Raw genomic sequence first — 18,218 nt, forward strand, 5'->3', positions numbered from 1 at the left:
AACCGGGCTAAAAAATGCCCGGCTGCTTTCTATTGATCCGCTTTTGTTCGAATATGAAGCATTTTTTCATCCAGATAATTCGCGATGTCAGCCGCTTCTTTCAGCTCATCCGTGAGCTGGTTCGGCACTTCATTGTTCAATTTGTAGTAGATTTTATGTTCGAGGCTCGCCCAGAAATCCATCGCGATTGTCCTGATTTGAATCTCCACCTTGGCGTGCTCGACGCGGTTGGTCAAGTAAACAGGCACCTCTACAATCAGGTGGAGACTTCTGTATCCGTTCGGCTTCGGATTTTTAATGTAGTCTTTCATTTTTAAAATCTTGATGTCTTCGTGTTCCTTCAGCACTTCAACCATATTGTAAATGTCGGATAAAAACGAGCAGACGATTCTGAGACCCGCGATATCATTGATGTGCTCCTTAGCGGCCTTTGTCGTAATATCGCAGCCCTTCCGCACAAGCTTGTTGATCAGGCTTTCAAAGCTTTTCACCCTTGATTTCGTATGCTCAATCGGGTTATGGCCGTGGATTAAATTATATTCTTGGCTGATAATCGAAAACTTCGTATCCATTTGATCCAAGGCAAATTTATAGACGAGGAGTTCGTTCTTCCAGTCCTCCATCAGGTTTCTTAAATCTTCTATCTGGGCTTCAGGCAGTCCTATCATCTTATCTATCGCCATATCCATCATATTTTTCTCCTTATGACATCATTTCGTTTTTTCAGTTAGTAGACGTGCACGTCCACGGTAAAGTTTCGACTTAAAGCGGAAGATCAAAAAGTGGCCTGGTTGATCATTTTCCACTTTTTTAAATTTATTCCCCTTTCAAAAGTCAGAAAACATTCATATTCTGTATTACCACTTTACGGAGGTGAGAATATGCCATACTCTAATAGCTTCGCTTTGATCGTTGTATTATTTATTTTGCTGATCATTGTGGGTTCCGCATTTGTAAGGTACTAATTCCTTCACGCACTTCCGACAAACTGCAGGTTCATATCGAAAGGCGCTCCGCTTTTCATATGAGCCTGTTTTTTTTGATTTAAAAAGAATTTATTTCCACAATAACAAAAAATGTTTATAATAGGGGAGGCTCTGAGCTGACGGCGCTCAGAAATAAAACTCTCCCACAAATGAAACTTTTATACAACATTTTCGTCTTATACTGTTGTTAAGGCAATTCAATAACGGAAAGGAAAAGATCAATGTTAAATAAGCTAAGAATGTTGTATGAAAAAACAACAATGAAGTGGCTGCTCAACACTTCCTATTACTTTCTTATTCTCGTACTGCTGTTTTTAATTTACGGATTCCACACAGCAAATACAGGTTCATATATTTATAATGACTTTTAATGGAGAAAAAAACAATGAAACTGATAGAAACAATTAAAAAATACGCGCAAACACAACCCGATACCCTTGCTTTTGTGAATGAAGAAGAAAAACTGACATACGGAGAGCTTTGGTCACAATCTGAGCGCCTTGCCGCACGGATTCAAAGCGAAGCATTAACAGAGGCTTCTCCGATCATTGTCTACGGACATATGAAACCGGTCATGGCGGTTTCTTTCCTGGCTTGCGTGAAAGCCGGCCATCCGTACATTCCAGTTGACGTATCGATTCCGGCAGACCGGATTCTGAAAATCATCAACAGCTCAAAAGCCGAGCTTATACTCAATAACTCAGGCACTTCTGTTGACACGGGAGACGCCCTCATTTCCGTTGTGGAACCGGGCGTTCTTGAAGGAGACGGGGTGCCGGAGACAGATCCCGGACGCTGGGTTCGCGGTGAAGATACCTTTTACATTATCTACACATCCGGAAGCACGGGAAATCCAAAAGGCGTGCAAATCTCAGCCGACAATCTTCAGAGCTTCACAGATTGGATCACGAATGACTTTCCGGTGGAAAGCGGCCAAGTGTTCTTAAATCAAGCCCCGTTTTCCTTTGATTTATCGGTGATGGACCTTTATCCGTGCCTGCAGTCCGGAGGCACATTATGGACGGTTACGAAAGATATGATTAACCGGCCGAAACTGTTGTTTGAAGCGCTGAAACAGTCCAACGTCAACGTCTGGACATCAACGCCTTCATTCGCCCAAATGTGCTTGATGGATCCGTCTTATTCTGAAGAGCTGCTTCCTGAGCTGAGCTTGTTTATGTTCTGCGGAGAAACGCTTCCGTCGTCAGTCGCCAGACAGCTTAAAGAGAGATTTCCGAAGGCTCGTGTTTTTAACACATACGGCCCGACCGAAGCGACCGTTGCCGTCACTTCCATCGAAGTAACAGACGACGTATTAAACAAGTATTCTTCTCTTCCCGTCGGTTCTGAAAAGCCGGAAACCGAGATCGTGATCATCGATGAAGACGGAAAAGCCGTCCAAGACGGGGAAAAAGGCGAGATCATTATTACCGGAGCCAGCGTCAGCAAAGGCTATTTAGGCGAAAAAGCGCTGACGGAAAAAGCGTTTTTCTCTTACAACGGCGCCCCTGCTTATCGCACCGGTGACGCAGGGTACAAAGAAAACGGCCAGCTGTTCTTCCTCGGAAGACTCGATTTCCAAATCAAACTGCATGGCTACCGGATTGAGCTTGAAGAGATCGAATACCAAATCAATCAGTCCCGATACGTGCAGTCGGCGGTCGTTATTCCATACTACCGCGAGGAGAAAATCGAGTATCTGATTGCCATGATCGTGCCTGCCGAACACGATTTCGAAAAGGAATACCAGTTAACCAGCGCGATTAAGAAAGATTTGGGCAGCAAGCTGCCTGCATATATGATTCCGAGAAAATTCATGTATCAAAAAGAGATTCCGATGACAGCAAACGGTAAAATCGACCGCAAGAGATTAAAAGAAGAGGTAACCGTATGACACCCTATGGTTCATTTCTTTTCTTCATTATATTAGGAATTTTACTGGCGCCGACCATCATTCTCGGACTGAACGGAAAAAGCTTCCGCTTATATAATATGGCGGTTTCCGTTCTGGTTCTGGCGCTAATTTTTTCGAACAGCCTGCACGGGCTGATCATGCTGTGCCTGTTTACGCTTTGGCAAATGGTTCTGATCAAAGGCTATATCGCTTACCGTCTCAAAGCGAACAGCGGCATCGTATTTTGTCTGGCTGCAGCAGCTTCTATCCTGCCTCTGGCACTGTCAAAGCTGCTGCCGTTTTTCGCAGTTGACAACTGGGCAACATTTCTCGGAATCTCGTATTTAACTTTTAAAGGGGTTCAGCTCATCATTGAAACCCGCGACGGTCTCATTAAAAAGCAGCTCCCAATCAGCAGACTGCTTTACTTTATTCTCTTTTTTCCGACCATCTCGTCAGGGCCGATCGACAGGTACCGCCGTTTTGAAAAAGACGATCAGACGGTATGGACGAAGGAGCAATACGAAGAACTGCTTTACAAAGGAATCAATAAAATCTTTCTCGGCTTTTTATATAAATTCATTATCGGCTATTGCATTAATACGTATGTCATTATGAAACTGCCGTTTTTGACTTCCGGCAGCATCTCACATGGATTGGCATACATGTATGCGTACAGCCTTTATCTGTTTTTTGATTTTGCCGGCTACACGGCTTTTGCGGTCGGCGTCAGCTATATCATGGGAATCAAATCCCCTGAAAACTTTAATAAGCCGTTCATCAGCCGCAATATTAAAGATTTCTGGAACCGCTGGCATATGTCGCTTTCCTTCTGGTTCAGGGACTACGTGTTCATGCGCTTTGTCCTTTGGATGACGAAGAAAAAATGGATCACAAACCGGATGGCTGTTTCCAATATCGGATATGTGCTGCTGTTCCTTCTGATGGGCGTCTGGCACGGCCTTGCCCTTCAGTACATCGTCTACGGGCTGTATCACGCGCTGCTCATGGTCGGCTTTAACTTCTTTGAAAAATGGAATAAGAAGCACAAGTGGTGGCCGAACAATAAGTGGACGACAGCCGTCTCAATTGTGGTCACCTTCCACTTCGTTTGTTTTGGATTTTTAATTTTCTCAGGGAAACTAATACACTAAAAGGAGATTTTCATAATGGATTTTAATCAAGAAGTACTTTCAGTTTTAGCAGAGGTATGTCAGGACGATATCGTAAAGGAAAATCCGGATATTGATATTTTCGAAGAGGGAATCCTCGATTCCTTCGGCACGGTGGAATTGCTGCTTGCATTCGAAAGCCACTTTAACATCACAGTGCCGATTACAGAGTTTGACCGGGATGCATGGAACACGCCAAATCAAATCATAAAGCAGCTGAATGAGTTGAGATAATGAAAAAGCGTTTTTTATTCGGGCCAATCATCTTGGCATTTTTACTTTTTTTCACCGCGATCTCGATCCCAAATGCATGGCTGGCAAAGCTGGTTCCGAAAGATCGCGTCGAAACTTCAGCTACAGAAATAAACCCGATGATGTTCCAGGGTATGTATCTTCAAGGCAAAGCGCTTGAAGATCCGAAATATCTGCCGATTTACGGATCATCGGAATTGTCCCGGTTAGATGCCTTTCATCCGTCTAACTATTTTAAAGTAAACAATCAAGGGTTCACGCCTTACCTGGTCGGGAAAGGCGGTTCACAGTCCTTGATTCATGCAATCAACTTTGCGGCGCAGTCTGATCAATTAAAGGGCAAAAAAATCGTTTTCATTATTTCTCCGCAGTGGTTTCAAAAAAACGGCTCGGACGAAGCCCACTTTGCGCCGAACTTCTCGGCTTTGCAGGCATACGATCTTGTGTTCAATCAAAATGTCGATCCCGAGCTGAAGAAAAAAATGATCAAACGCATGCTTAAATTTCATGCAGTTACAAATGACGCTCTGCTTTCAGCCCTTTTTAAAGCCGAGCTCGATCAAGACAAAGTGGCGCTGTCTCTTCTGACGCCGCCGGCAAAAGCTTACCGGAGCATTCTGGAGAAAAAGGACATCTACTATTCCATGGTTGAAGGAAACGGACCGAAGCGGACCATTTCCCAGGATGTAAAAAACAAATCGTGGGATGAATTAAAGCAGATGGCTGAAAAGGTCGGCGCCAAAGAATCGCACAAAAATGAGTTTAAAATCTCAAACGGCGTTTATAAGAAATTGAAGCCGAAGCTGAAAAAGCTTAAAGGCCACAATAAAAAGATGAACTATGCCGAGTCAGTCGAGTTCCACGATTTCCATCTCATGATGGATGTTCTGAAAGAATCCGGTGCAGAACCGCTGTTCATCTCGGTTCCGGTCCACGGCAAATTTTATGACTATACCGGCTTCCCTAAAAAAGGCCGGACAGATTTCTATAAAAAGATTAAAAAAGAAATCGAACAAGAAGGCTTTCAAGTTGCTGATTTAACGAATCATGAATATGATCCATACTTCTTGAAAGATACGCTCCACCTTGGCTGGAAAGGCTGGGTTTACGTCGATCAGGAGATCGAATCCTTTTATAAAAAGTCATCATAAAAAAGGATTCCCCTATGGGGAGTCCTTTTTTTGTCCGATTTAAATTTTTAAAGTTTCCAAAAATTCTATTTTACAAATTTCTCTGAAATCTATTGCGATTATCAAGAGAAGGTTTAAAATAGAAGATAAATATTTTTTGGAAAAAGACTAGAAACGGCAGGGAGAATGAATATGACAAAACAAACGATCAGCGTACAGCTCAGTACAGCAAAAAAGCAAAAACCAGAGGCTGACCGGCTCGAATTCGGCCGGACATTTACCGACCACATGTTTATCATGGACTATACGGCTGAAAACGGCTGGCACGATCCGAGAATCGTTCCTTATCAGCCGATTGAAATGGACCCGGCGGCAATGGTTTACCACTACGGGCAGTCCGTTTTTGAAGGGTTAAAAGCTTATTTATCAAGCGAAGGCAGAGTTCTTCTGTTCAGACCTGAAAAAAACTTCGAGAGGCTCAATAAATCCAACGACCGCCTCTGCATTCCGCGGGTTGATCCTGACACCGTTCTGGAAGGGCTGAAGCAGCTGGTTCAGATCGACAAAGAGTGGATTCCTCAAGCTGAGGGGACATCCCTTTATATCCGTCCGTTCATTATTTCAACGGAACCGTACCTCGGCGTCGCCCCGTCCAATATGTATAAAATGCTGATCATTTTATCGCCGGTCGGATCTTATTACAAAGAAGGCATCCGCCCTGTGAAAATTGCTGTTGAAAGCGAATTTGTCCGTGCTGTGGCAGGCGGTACAGGCAATGCGAAGACGGCCGGAAACTACGCGGCGAGCCTGAAGGCCCAGGAAGTGGCGGAAAGCAAAGGCTTCTCGCAAGTGCTTTGGCTTGACGGAGTTGAAAAGAAATACATTGAAGAAGTAGGCAGCATGAACATCTTCTTCAAAATCAGCGGTGAAATTATCACTCCGGCTCTAAACGGAAGTATTTTGGAAGGCATTACGAGAAATTCCGTCATCCATCTATTAAAACAATGGGGGCTTTCCGTAACCGAAAGGAAAATTTCAGTTGATGAACTGGTTCAGGCTCACAAAGACGGCCTGCTTGAAGAAGCGTTCGGCACCGGAACCGCCGCTGTCATTTCCCCGGTCGGCGAGCTGATCTGGAAAGACGAAAGCCTTGTGATCAACAGCGGGCAAACAGGCGAAATCGCCAAAAGGCTCTACCAAACGATTACCGGTATTCAAAAAGGCGCTTTGCCTGACACATTTGGCTGGACAGTTGAAGTTGATAAAGTCAGCCAGTCTTGCTAAGCGGTTTAAGCTCTCTTTTGCAAAAAAGAGGGCTTGCACCCTTATCGCGAAATGTGCCGGCGGCAGGCTCTGTTTCCACACCGCTCCCCCTCTTTTTCATTCCGCCTAGTCAATCCCCCCGCACAAAACGATTCCATTTTATATATTTTATGTTAAAATTATCAATAACCATACCGGAAAGGAGAGATTATCCGTTCTCATGTAACATGCAAATCAAGAAAGGACGCTGAACAATGGATCAAACAAAATTGAGCGTCTGGGAAAAGAATTACACGTTCCTTTTCATCTCCAGGCTAATCAAAATCTCGGCTGACTGTTTTGCCTTCAACTCTATTTTATGGTTCTTAATTTTTGACGGAAAAGGTGCAATCGGCACCTCCCTGCTTCTTGCCGTCACTTTCCTCCCTGAAGCCTTTTTGGCGCCGGTTACAGGGCCTTTAGTCAAAAGAAGCGCCCTGAAATTCTGGATGTATTTTTCGGATTTAACAAGAGCAGCCGTCGTCATTACAATACCGATTTGCTACTTAAACGGCTTTTCACCGATGTGGTTTGTTTTAGGGCTCATGATCATCCATTCGGCAACAGGTGCGACTTATAACCCGGCGTCGATTACGCTGATTCCGCAGATCGTGAACGAAAATCTCATCCAAAAAGCCAACGCGATTCTCCAGTCTTCTTCAGAAATCATCAGGCTGGGAGCCGTTACATTGTGCGGAGTGCTGCTGACTTTTATCGGCCCTGCAACGACTTTGGTCTTTTCATTTATCTTTTATATCATATCGGGCCTATTCGTGCTTTGCATCAAATACACCATCACCCGGAATCAATCACAATCTAAGTCTCTTGCTCAAAGAGGTACATATTTTGCGAGATTAAAAAGAGGATTTACATTGGTGAAAAACCACAAAATATTATATCCGCTGGCGATTTATTGCATCTTCATGAACCTGGCGGCTTCACCATGGGAAGCCCTTTCTGCGGTATATGTTGCAGAGGATTTAAACGGAACGCCGTTCATCCACTCGCTGCTGAAGGCTACGACGGCAGGAGGAGCATTTTTACTGGGTTTTATCCTTGCAAAAGTAAAAATCAACAGGTACGGACTCCTTTTCATCACGGCAGGCATTCTTGAAGGTGCGGCTTATTTTATCGCAGGACTGAATACTTTCCTGCCGCTCGTATTTCTCGCCGCCTTTGCATTCGGAGCAGCCATCAGCTCGATCAATGTCCCCGAATTCACGATTATCCAGACATCTGTCGAAGGGGATGACCAGCCTCAAGTGTTCGCAGTCATCCATATGATCACAAATCTATCGCTTCCTTTAGGGGCAATTGCCTGCGGATATGCCGCAAAAACGCTTGGCGCGGGAAGCGTGATCGCAATCGGCGGCTTCATCGAAATCATTGCGGGCATCGGCATCCTCATATTCACTCAGCTTGCCAAAGCCCGGCAGTCAGATCTGGTCAAAGAAAAAGAAGCAAGCGCAAATATGTAAGCATGAATGGGACGGCCGCTGTTTCGCCCGGGCCATTCGGACACGGCGGCGCCTATATCTATTAAAAGGTTCCGGCTGACACACCGGAACCTCAATTTTATTCCTATGCTTCTACAGATTTAAAAAACTGCGGAAGATGCTCTTTATGCGCTTCAAGCATTTCATCCAGTATTTGTTTCGCAATCTTGTCGGACGGAACGAGCGGGTTGATTGTCATGGCGACAAGCGCGGTGTTGTAATCACCTGTAACAGCCGCTTCAGCCGCAACGCGTTCGAATGATTTGATTTGCTGGACAAGGCCTCTCACGGTGACAGGCAAATCTCCGACCGCGATCGGTTTCGGCCCGTTTTTCGTCATGACACAGTTGACTTCCACTGCGGAGTCATCCGGAATGCTTGCGATCGCTCCGTTATTCATCGTGTTGACAGGCTGAATGTCGTGCTTGTCATTATAAATCGAGCTGATCAAGTTGCAGGCGGCATCACTGTAATATGCCCCGCCGCGCTTTTCAAGCTGGGGCGGTTTGATCGCCAGCTCCGGATCTTTATACAGATCAAACAGTTCCTTTTCAACTTGCTGAACGACCTCTGCACGCGTTCCTTCCGTTTTTGAAGCCTCCAGTTCATGTTCGAGCATCTCCTGCGTTTTGTAGTAGTAGCGGTGGTAGCCGCACGGAATCAGGCCGAGGCCCCGGATAAAGTCAGGTTCCCACGATTCTCCGGAGATGTTTTTCATCGTCATCGCATTTTCGGGATCTGCCATCGCTTCGATCACTTTGTCTTTGACGCTGACACCGTCCAGGAAAACGTCGAGTCCGAACACCATATGATTTAATCCGGCAAATTGAATGTTTATGCGGCTTTCATCAACATCGAGCGCTTTTGCAACCCCCATCTTCATGCCGATCGGCACATTGCAGAGCCCGACGACTTTTTTCAAATTAGAGTAGCGGAGCAGCGCTTCAGTCACCATGCCTGCCGGGTTGGTAAAGTTGACAAGCCACGCGTCAGGGCACAGTTCTTCGATGTCTTTTGCAATCTCAAGGATGACCGGAATGGTGCGGAGCCCTTTGAAAAGACCGCCCGGTCCATTTGTTTCCTGTCCGATCACCCCGTATTTTAATGGAATTCGTTCATCTTTTGCTCTCGCTTCGAGCAAACCGACGCGGAATTGCGTCGTGACAAAATCAGCGTCTTTTAAAGCCTCCCTGCGGTCGAGCGTCAGATGGACTTCGATCGGGACGCCCGCTTTTTCGACCATTCGCTTCGCCAGCGTGCCGACGATATTGAGTTTTTCCTCTCCTTCCGGTATATCGACGAGCCAGAGCTCGCTGACCGGAAGTTCGTCATGTCGTTTGATTAATCCCTCGACAAGCTCGGGCGTATAACTAGAACCTCCGCCAATTGTTACGATTTTCAATCCTTTTTTCATCAATTGACACCTCCGTGGACATTCATTTTTTCATACAGCTCGACAATCTCCGCAGCCAAATCTTTCATGGTCATCGCATTCATTAAATGATCTTGGGCATGAATCATGAGAAGTGAGGGTTCGGTTTTCGCCCCCTTCGCTTCATTTTGAATCAAAGCTGTCTGAAAGTGATGCGCCTTGATCAGTTCTTCGTCAGCTGCCCGGATCTTTTCTTTTGCAGCGGCGAAATCTCCCTTTTTGGCTTCGGCTATCGCTTCCATGCAAAAGCTCCTGCCGTTTCCTCCGTGAAGGATAATTTGAAATATCGTTCGTTCCAATTCCTCGGACATCTTGGCACCCCTTTTCTATACACTGGCCTGTTGACCGTCGCTTACGGCCGTTCCGGCCTCCAGTTCGCTCTCTTCTCTCAGCTTTTGTTGATCCCACATTCTAAAGAACGGATAGTATACGACAAACGAGATCAACAGATTGATCAGCTGCATGACCGCTCCGGAAATTTTCCCTCCTGTTGCTAAATATCCGGAAAAGCCGGGCGGCATTGTCCACGGCACCGCAATCCCAGCCGGCTTTGCGACAAGACCTGTACTCATTCCAATATAGGTTGCCGTTAACATTAACAGCGGCGACACGATGAACGGAATCAGCAGCATCGGATTCATGACGATCGGCATCCCGAAAATAATCGGTTCGTTGATGTTAAAAATAGCGGGACCGATGGCTAGTCTGCCGAGCTGTTTCATCTGCTTGCTTCGCGCTCTGACAAACATCGTAATGACCAAAGCCAAAGTGGCGCCGCTTCCGCCGATGTTAACCCAAATCTCAAAAAATTGCGTCGTAAATATGTTCGGGAGCGCTTCACCGGCTTGGAAAGCAAGACGGTTTTCGTCCATCGCACCGTACCAGATCGGCGACATCACTCCGCCGACAATGTTTGCTCCATGGAGACCGCAGGACCACAGCAGCATTTTCACAGTTTCGGCAATAAGGCTTCCGCCGAGACTGCCTCCAAGGATGGACAGAGGTGTGCCTAAAAGTACGTTGACGACATTATGGAGGCTATCAAACGGCGTCATTTCAATTAAAAGGCGCGCCACCCAGATCGAGCCGATAACGGCGAATCCCGGAATCAGAGCGATAAATGATTTGCTGACAGCCGGCGGTACGCCGTCCGGCATTTTGACGACAATATCCTTTTGAACGACCCAGCGGTAAACCTCAGTCGAGAACATCGCGATCAGCATGCCGACAAACAGACCTTTGCTTCCCATTAATGAAATCGGGATGCCGCCTGACACTAAAATTTCCTCTGTTGCGCCTTCAGGTGTGAACGGAATCTGGTATGGGGTCGCAAGCAGAAAAGCTGCTACGGCAATGGCGCCCGATGACAGAGCATCAATATCGTATTTCTCGGCCAGGCGGTACGCGATACCGAACGTGGCGATCAGCGCCATAATGTCAAAACTGACATTAACCGGATAGCTTAATTTCTCAGCCCATTGCTCGCCAAAAATCCCTGCCATGAATTCCGGATATCCCGGAATCGGCAAATTGGCTAAAATGAGAAACAGCGATCCGATAATGATTAATGGCATGGTCAGAATAATACCGTCTCTGAGAGCCTGCAAATGGCGCTGAGCGGCAATTCTGCCGGCAACCGGCATGACCTTCTCCTCTAAAAACGCATTAAACCTATTCACTTGTGCCGCCTCCTTTAAGAGCCGGCAAGCTGTTCGGCGGATTTTAACACTTCTGCTCCATTACAAGTTCCGTAATGGACCGTATTGATGACATCGACGGGTACACCTTTCAATTCTCCTAATTTTTTTAATTGCGGGAGCATGTAACGGACTTGCGGACCAAGAAGCAATACGTCGGCTTTATCGATATGATTCTGAACCTCTCCTCCGGAAACAGCCCAGATTTTATAGTCTTTGCCTTGTTCCTCTGCACTTTTTTCCATTTTCGTCACAAGCAGACTCGTTGACATTCCTGCAGCGCAAGCTAGTAAGATATTCATGTTCATATGTCCCCCTTTTACGTATCGTGTATGATCTCTTTTACAGTTCCATCATACAATGAAACCGTTTTCATATACACTTAATGATTTTCCTCAGCGAAGAGGAAAAAAGACAAGGGGACATCTTCATTTTGCATATCGATGTGCCGGCCCGCTTTTTTTGAAGACGGACATAAACTCCCCGTACGTTTTGCATTTTAGAAGCTCCCGGACAATGACCCTGTCATCTAAAACACGGCCCAAAAATTTGTACATCTCTTGCAAATTTGCTGTATTGTCCTTTTCCACGCAAAGAAGGCAAACGAATTGAACCCTCTTATTCTCCCAGACTATCGGTTTTTGCAGCGTGCAAACCGCCCAAAAAGTCGAATCGGTTTTTGGTGTCATCGGATGCGGAATCGCAACCAGATTGCCGAAGCAAGTGGGCGCAACGGCCTCCCGTTCAAAGACGGAGGCTTCAAGCCCCGCGTCTGCAAGCCCTGATTGCATCACTTTTCCGCACAGAAAGCGGAGGACCTCCTCTCTTGAAGACAGACTTTCCTGCAAAAAGACGAGCTGTTTTTTCGTATATGTCGAAGCGATTCCGTCATCTTCGGCAAGCACCTGTTCTATTTTCGTTAAATCCCCTCCTCCCAATATGGCGTTTACTTGAATCACCGGAATGGGAAGATCAGCGGACAGCGGTATGGTGCTGATGACAAAATCAAGTGCATGGAGCGACATTTGATTCAGCTTGTAGTAATCAACCGTTCCAAGGATCTCAAGCTTTGAACCGAATGTTGCCCGCAGTCTGTCTTGAAGCAGCATGGCGCTTCCGGCTCCTGACGCACAGACAATCATACAGCGTTTTGAGGGCCTGTTCATGTTTCGTCTTTCCATGGCTGCGCCGATATGCAGGGCGAGATAGCCGACTTCGCTTTCCTGAATGTCAAACCCCGTCTCTTTTTTGATAACTTCACCAGCTTGAATCCCGGCTTCAAATGCGAGGGGATAATTGGCTTTAATTGCGTCCAGCATCGGATTTCTGATATTCATACCGTATTTGCAGCGATTCAGAGCCGGTTTCAGGTGAAGACCGAGACCGATTTTTAATTCTTTGTCATTCCCAATGCCGAGGGTAAATTTTTGATCGATGGCTTTCATGATCAATTGCGTCAGCCGGTCTGTCTCTTCGTCCATCATGTTTTCGATTGCATCGCTGCGAATGGAGGCCATTACCGTCCTTTTCGCGCCAAGCAGATGAATGGCGATGTAGGCTGTTTCTTTTTCCGGAAAGACCACTTGCAGCTTTTGTTCAAGAGTGCGGACAATCGCCCTCGCCACTTCATATTCTTTATGATTCATAATCTCCTTTACATCTTTGGAATAAAGAGAAACATGTTTGCCGCTTCGAATGCGTTTGCATGCAATGGCGACGTGGATGAGAAGGTTGTTTAGTCCGATATCTGAAAGAGAAATTTGATCTTCGCCTATTTTTTCTAAAATCGTCTGACGGATCATAGCCAGCTCTTCTTTTGGGAGAATGGATATCCGGGTATTCATAATATCAATATCCGTTTCCCGCTTTGGAAAAAGGTGCTCTGCGATGCACGATCGCAGCTTCATCTCATCTCCCTTCAGTTTAAAGCCGTAATTCGGTTTGATCTTCAGTTCAATGTCGTAAGGTTTGAGCCTTTTCTTCACATCTCTCATATCGTTTTGGACCGTCGATTTGCTGATAAACATCTCACCGGCTAAATCTTCAAGTTTGACATACTCCTCAGTTAAGAGAAGCCTTTTTAATAAATAGAGAATACGCTCATTCGGAAAAACGGGAGTAGAAAGCTCTTCATGAAATGTGTGCTGCAGAAGCTGGCGAAAGAGGCGGTCATTCTTGATGGAGAGCCGATAGCCTGCACCTCTGATCGATTGGACGGCAGCGCCGTTTTTGGAGAGAAGCCGGTCTAATTCTTTCACATCTGACCTGATCGTCCGAGAGGTTACATTTAGCTCATTGGCCAAATATGTGCTGGTTAACGGTGATTCTGCTCCTATCAATTCGCCGAGGATAAGCTTAAGCCGAACATTGAGCATAGAAAAAGACCCTCCCACTAAGATACTTGAACCGAGACCAAACTATACACTCAGGTATATTCATTCTTTTTGTGAAAATTGTCTCATAGTTAAGTAAATTCTATTATGGCTGCGCTTTCAAGTCAATTTGGCCTTTCTCCAAGAAAAAAAGCCGGTTTACCCGGCTTTCAGATTCTTTTTCTCTCTTCGGCTTTTGATGATTTTCCATGCGATCGGATAGATGACAGGCGCCCATTTGACGGCGCTTTTAAACATTTTTTTCATAGCTTGGCTCCCTCCTGTTTTTTTTACTGTTTTCCCTGATGAACAGGAGCCAAACCTTTTAACTATCTTGAGACATAGCGGTTTCCTTTTATCCAGAATCGCCAAGGGTATTCCCTCGCTTCTCCTGAGTTGTCAATGCCAATTCGCGGACCGCTTAAAATGTCCTGGGGTTCATACCCTTTTGCGATATAAAGCGGCGGCGCTGTCAGCGGTCTGCCATAATCGTTCATCGTGATGGAAAGCGCTTTTGTCAGCTTGCCCGGTCCGTTCGTCCAATCGCGCGGTTTCTTTCCGCTTCTACGCTTCTCCATCAGCGTGAGGCCTTCATGGGGTTCAAGCGCTCTGATCAGCACGGCCTCAGGTTCATCGGCTCCTCCGCTTACAACATTGATGAGTGTGTGGGTGTGCATGGTGTACGTATAGACCAAGCCGGCTTCATGATACATGATTTCCGTACGTTTCGTCCGGCGGTTGCCGTAGCTGTGCGCCGCTCTGTCTCCGGGCCCTTTATAAGCCTCTGTCTCCACAATATATCCTGAAGCAGTCCCTTCTTCTGTTTCTTTGACGAGCAGACAGCCCAGCAGGGATTGGGCGAGTTCGATTGTTGGTTTGTTGTAAAATTCGAGCGGGAGAGGTTCGTGAGCTGGATTCATTTTTTGGATGGCCTCCTTTTTGCTCAAAGGCGAAACGCGCCTCTTTGTCGATTGTGATATATTTTACCATTTTCAACAGACGGGATGCCAGCAAATGAAGGCGCCTTGATTGAGACGATGATCTTCAATTATATTTTTGGTCTTTCGTGGATGACATTGACATATCTGTATTATTGTATACAATAATAATTATATTCTGAAAAAAGGAGGCGAAAGCTTTTTTCATGCATTCTTCAAATCCAGTCAAAAGACAGTCTGCAAGTGATTACGCTTACAACGAATTAAGAACGAAAATTATCGAACTTGAATACCCTCCCTCTGAACAGCTTGCTGAAGACAGTCTTGCAAAGGGTTTAAACATCAGCAGAACGCCTCTTCGCCAGGCTCTTTACCGGCTGGAGCTTGAAGGATTGGTCAGCAAACAGCCGAACGGCAGGCTTCGCGTATGCCCGATTTCGCTCGCCGAAGCGAAAGAGGTTTTTAAAGTTCGGGAAGCGCTTGAAGGACTGCTCACTGCCGAAGCCGCACAGCTGGTGACGCCGGAGAGCCTTCATCAGCTTGAAGACCGCATCGAACTGATGAAGCTCGCTGCCGTAAAAGGCCGCAAAACAGATACGGTCAAATACGGATCAGAATTTCATTCCATCTTGCACGCCATCAGCACAAACGCAACCGCAAAACGTTTTCTGGATCAGCTTGAAAGCAGGATTGAACGGTATCGCAGAATCAGCGGATACAAAAATCCTGACTACAAACCGTCTGTATCTTTCAATGAACACTTGGACATTTTTAATGCCGTCAAAGAAAAAAACAGCATTTTGGCAGAAGCCGCCATGCGTTCCCACATTAAACGAAGCTTGCGTTCCATTGAAGAAACGCTGGAACGTTCATACTAATCCGCCGAACAGCCAATGCCATTCTCACAGCACGTTTTTGACACAAAAGTTAAAAAACGAATAAGAGGTGGAAAAATGGGCAAACAAGGTGTATTTAAACCGGGATTAGAAGGCGTTATTGCTGGGGAAACAAACATTTCCTTCTTAGATACGGAAGCGGAACAAATCGTCATTAAAGGCTATGATTTAATCGAACTTGCAGAACAAAAAACATATCTTGACCTCGTCTATCTTCTCCTTCAAAATAAACTGCCTGATCCAATGGAATTGCAAGGAATTGAAAGCGCTATAAAAAATTCATATGAACTGCCCGGCGGAATCTATACCATTCTGAAGGCGCTTCCGAATAACACCCATCCGATGGATGCCCTCCGAACCGGGATTTCCGCTTTGGCAGGATATGATCCTGAATTGAATGACAGGTCTCCATCAGCAAACAGAAGCAAAGCGCTGCGCTTGATCGCACAGGTTCCGAATATTACCGCCAACAGCTACCGCATCCTTCACCAGAAAAATGTCATCACACCTGATAAACAGCTTTCATTCAGCCAGAACTTTTTATACATGCTGACCGAAAAAGAACCGACTCCGCAAGAAACAGCTGTCTTTGATCAGACATTAATGCTGTACAGCGAACACGAAATGCCGAACTCCACATTTGCCGCAAGAGTCATCGCATCGACAAACACAGACATATACGGTGCTTTCACAGGCGCCGCGGCATCGCTTAAAGGACATTTGCACGGCGGCGCGAATGAAGCAGTGATGTACATGCTGCTCGAAGGGGAAACAAAATCGGGCTTCTGCAAGCTGATTGAGCATAAGTTAAGCAGAAAAGAAAAAATCATGGGCTTTGGGCACCGCGTCTATATGAAAAAAATGGACCCGCGCGCAGCCCTGCTGAAAAAGGCGCTCTATTCGCTATCTCATAAAACCGGCAGACAGGATTTATATGAGATGTGCGATGCCGGCGAAAAGCTGATGCGCGAAGAAAAAGGCCTGTATCCGAACCTCGACTACTATGCGGCTCCGGTCTATTACCTGCTCGGCATACCGATCGACCTCTATACTCCGATATTTTTCGCGGCACGGTCGGTCGGTCTAAGCGCGCATGTCATTGAACAGCACGAAGACAACAGGCTGTTCCGCCCGAGAGTTCACTATACCGGACCGCGTCATCTTCATCCATAGTTCGGTTTTGATTCAGAAAGAAGGGAGATCAATGTTATGAAAACAGAAAGTCTAACGCTCCAACATTGCGATCAATTGCTGGAAGAGATCGCAGACTATACGGTAAATGCCAAGATTTCAAGCGAAGAAGCGATTGAAACCGCCCGTTACGTCTTAATGGATACACTGGGCTGCGGCATTTTGGCGCTCAAATATCCGGAATGCGCCAAACATCTCGGTCCGATTGCCCCGGGTACCGTCGTCCCGAACGGCACCCGCGTCCCGGGAACGCAATTTGAGCTCGATCCTGTTCACGGAGCCTTCAATATCGGCTGCATGATCCGCTGGCTCGATTATAATGACACATGGCTGGCAGCCGAATGGGGCCACCCGTCAGATAACCTTGGAGCGATTTTAGCCTGCGCTGACTATGTCAGCAGGCAGCGGCTCGCGGCGGGAAAGGAACCGCTTACCATTCACGATGTATTAACGGCAATTGTGAAGGCTCATGAAATCCAAGGCGTTCTTGCTCTCGAGAACAGCTTAAACAGAAACGGGCTTGACCATGTGCTGTTTGTAAAAGTCGCCTCCACTGCTGTGGCATGCTCACTATTGGGAGGCACAAAACAGGATGTTGTCAACGCCGTCTCCCAAGCCTGGGTCGATAATTCAAGCCTGCGGACGTACCGCCACGCTCCGAATACCGGTTCGCGAAAGTCCTGGGCAGCCGGTGATGCGACAAGCCGCGGCGTGAGGCTTGCAATGATGACCTTGAAAGGCGAAATGGGATATAAAACCGCTTTATCCGCTCCAATGTGGGGTTTTCAGGATGTCCTATTCGGCGGAAAAGAATTGACGCTCGCCAGACCGCTCGACTCTTATGTCATCGAAAATGTCCTTTTTAAAATTTCGTATCCGGCGGAATTCCATGCTCAAACGGCTGCTGAAGCCGCGATCAGGCTTCATCCTGAAGTGAAGAACAGACTTGATGACATCGATCAAATCGTGATCACGACGCACGAATCGGCCATCCGGATTATCGACAAAACGGGAGAATTACACAATCCGGCTGACCGTGATCACTGCCTTCAGTATATAACAGCGATCGGGCTGATCTACGGCGATATTACCGCTGACCATTACGAAGACGAAACCGCGCAAAATCCGGAGATCGACAGGCTGCGCGAAAAAATGACGACAGTCGAAAACAAACAGTATTCTACCGATTATCTCGACCCGGAAAAACGCTCGATCGCCAACGCTGTTCAAGTGTTTTACAAAGACGGCACACACTCGGAAAAAATCGCGGTCGAATACCCGATTGGTCATCGGCGCCGCCGCAACGAAGGTATCCCGCTGTTAAAAGAAAAATTTATCAATAACTTAAAAACGCGCTTTCCGGCGGGGCAAGCGGAGCGAATCAATGCCCTGCTGAATGATCCTCGCCAATTAAGCGGTACACCTGTGCCGGACTTTATGGAATTGTTTGTGATTTAGGA

The 18,218-nt window shown here is 46.4% G+C and carries 19 protein-coding genes; 11 read left to right on the forward strand and 8 right to left on the reverse strand.

From position 1 onward, the window contains the following. Positions 1 to 29 precede the first annotated feature (29 nt). Positions 30 to 668 carry a GTP pyrophosphokinase family protein gene (locus tag MHI30_RS20315; protein WP_031314764.1) on the reverse strand — a complete coding sequence of 213 codons (639 nt, stop codon included), beginning with the start codon at positions 666 to 668 and terminating at the stop codon, positions 30 to 32. 213 nt (positions 669 to 881) lie between these two features. On the opposite strand from MHI30_RS20315, the gene MHI30_RS20320 reads away from it, so the two are divergent. The 8 genes from MHI30_RS20320 (at position 882) to MHI30_RS20355 (ending at position 8,214) form a co-directional block, all read left to right on the forward strand. Continuing rightward, positions 882 to 965, forward strand: coding sequence for a YjcZ family sporulation protein (locus MHI30_RS20320; RefSeq protein ID WP_071583652.1), 84 nt, complete (start codon positions 882 to 884; stop codon positions 963 to 965). 242 nt (positions 966 to 1,207) lie between these two features. Further along, entirely contained in the window at positions 1,208 to 1,357 is a 150-nt protein-coding gene (locus MHI30_RS20325; RefSeq protein ID WP_003186278.1) for a teichoic acid D-Ala incorporation-associated protein DltX, read from the forward strand. A 14-nt stretch (positions 1,358 to 1,371) separates the two neighbouring features. Then, positions 1,372 to 2,880, forward strand: a complete 1,509-nt coding sequence (gene dltA, locus MHI30_RS20330) for a D-alanine--poly(phosphoribitol) ligase subunit DltA (protein WP_071583639.1) — start codon at positions 1,372 to 1,374, stop codon at positions 2,878 to 2,880. Further along, positions 2,877 to 4,034, forward strand: a complete 1,158-nt coding sequence (dltB, locus tag MHI30_RS20335; RefSeq protein WP_075751629.1) for a D-alanyl-lipoteichoic acid biosynthesis protein DltB — start codon at positions 2,877 to 2,879, stop codon at positions 4,032 to 4,034. Before dltA ends, dltB begins: the two co-directional genes overlap by 4 nt. Before the next feature lie 15 nt (positions 4,035 to 4,049). Beyond that, positions 4,050 to 4,286 carry a D-alanine--poly(phosphoribitol) ligase subunit 2 gene (dltC, locus tag MHI30_RS20340; protein WP_003186284.1) on the forward strand — a complete coding sequence of 79 codons (237 nt, stop codon included), beginning with the start codon at positions 4,050 to 4,052 and terminating at the stop codon, positions 4,284 to 4,286. Further along, positions 4,286 to 5,455, forward strand: a complete 1,170-nt coding sequence (dltD, locus tag MHI30_RS20345) for a D-alanyl-lipoteichoic acid biosynthesis protein DltD (RefSeq protein WP_075751630.1) — start codon at positions 4,286 to 4,288, stop codon at positions 5,453 to 5,455. Before dltC ends, dltD begins: the two co-directional genes overlap by 1 nt. A gap of 171 nt (positions 5,456 to 5,626) precedes the next feature. Beyond that, positions 5,627 to 6,718: a branched-chain amino acid aminotransferase gene (locus tag MHI30_RS20350; protein WP_075751631.1), complete on the forward strand. Its 1,092-nt coding sequence runs from the start codon at positions 5,627 to 5,629 to the stop codon at positions 6,716 to 6,718. Between the two features lie 233 nt (positions 6,719 to 6,951). After that, positions 6,952 to 8,214 (forward strand): MFS transporter, encoded by a 1,263-nt coding sequence (locus MHI30_RS20355; protein WP_065644419.1) that lies wholly within the window; start codon positions 6,952 to 6,954, stop codon positions 8,212 to 8,214. A gap of 103 nt (positions 8,215 to 8,317) precedes the next feature. On the opposite strand, the gene licH is transcribed toward MHI30_RS20355, so the two are convergent. The 7 genes from licH to MHI30_RS20390 all read right to left on the reverse strand — a co-directional run bounded on the left by licH (position 8,318) and on the right by MHI30_RS20390 (position 14,653). Then, positions 8,318 to 9,646: a 6-phospho-beta-glucosidase LicH gene (licH, locus tag MHI30_RS20360; RefSeq protein ID WP_075751632.1), complete on the reverse strand. Its 1,329-nt coding sequence runs from the start codon at positions 9,644 to 9,646 to the stop codon at positions 8,318 to 8,320. Beyond that, positions 9,646 to 9,975, reverse strand: a complete 330-nt coding sequence (locus MHI30_RS20365) for a PTS lactose/cellobiose transporter subunit IIA (protein WP_020453402.1) — start codon at positions 9,973 to 9,975, stop codon at positions 9,646 to 9,648. The genes licH and MHI30_RS20365 overlap by 1 nt, the downstream gene beginning before the upstream one ends. A 15-nt stretch (positions 9,976 to 9,990) precedes the next feature. Continuing rightward, positions 9,991 to 11,343: a PTS cellobiose transporter subunit IIC gene (gene celB, locus MHI30_RS20370; RefSeq protein WP_075751633.1), complete on the reverse strand. Its 1,353-nt coding sequence runs from the start codon at positions 11,341 to 11,343 to the stop codon at positions 9,991 to 9,993. Positions 11,344 to 11,357: 14 nt separating this feature from the next. Beyond that, positions 11,358 to 11,663, reverse strand: a complete 306-nt coding sequence (licB, locus tag MHI30_RS20375) for a PTS lichenan transporter subunit IIB (protein WP_075751634.1) — start codon at positions 11,661 to 11,663, stop codon at positions 11,358 to 11,360. A 126-nt stretch (positions 11,664 to 11,789) separates the two neighbouring features. Further along, entirely contained in the window at positions 11,790 to 13,736 is a 1,947-nt protein-coding gene (locus tag MHI30_RS20380) for a BglG family transcription antiterminator (RefSeq protein WP_075751635.1), read from the reverse strand. Positions 13,737 to 13,892: 156 nt separating this feature from the next. Then, positions 13,893 to 14,000 (reverse strand): hypothetical protein, encoded by a 108-nt coding sequence (locus MHI30_RS20385; protein ID WP_237562629.1) that lies wholly within the window; start codon positions 13,998 to 14,000, stop codon positions 13,893 to 13,895. Between the two features lie 62 nt (positions 14,001 to 14,062). After that, positions 14,063 to 14,653: a DNA-3-methyladenine glycosylase gene (locus MHI30_RS20390; RefSeq protein ID WP_065644414.1), complete on the reverse strand. Its 591-nt coding sequence runs from the start codon at positions 14,651 to 14,653 to the stop codon at positions 14,063 to 14,065. A gap of 224 nt (positions 14,654 to 14,877) precedes the next feature. Between MHI30_RS20390 and MHI30_RS20395 the strand changes: the two genes are divergently transcribed. From MHI30_RS20395 to MHI30_RS20405, 3 genes are all read left to right on the forward strand, one after another. Next, a complete protein-coding gene (locus MHI30_RS20395; protein WP_075751636.1) occupies positions 14,878 to 15,549 on the forward strand; it encodes a GntR family transcriptional regulator in 672 nt (223 codons plus the stop codon). Between the two features lie 75 nt (positions 15,550 to 15,624). Next, complete coding sequence (gene mmgD / locus MHI30_RS20400) at positions 15,625 to 16,740, forward strand: citrate synthase (protein WP_065644413.1); 1,116 nt, start codon at positions 15,625 to 15,627, stop codon at positions 16,738 to 16,740. Positions 16,741 to 16,776: 36 nt separating this feature from the next. After that, on the forward strand, positions 16,777 to 18,216 hold the full coding sequence (locus MHI30_RS20405) for a bifunctional 2-methylcitrate dehydratase/aconitate hydratase (protein WP_075751637.1): 1,440 nt from the start codon (positions 16,777 to 16,779) through the stop codon (positions 18,214 to 18,216). Positions 18,217 to 18,218 lie beyond the last annotated feature (2 nt).

Source organism: Bacillus sp. FSL L8-0528 (assembly GCF_038593085.1).
Lineage (GTDB): Bacteria > Bacillota > Bacilli > Bacillales > Bacillaceae > Bacillus > Bacillus paralicheniformis.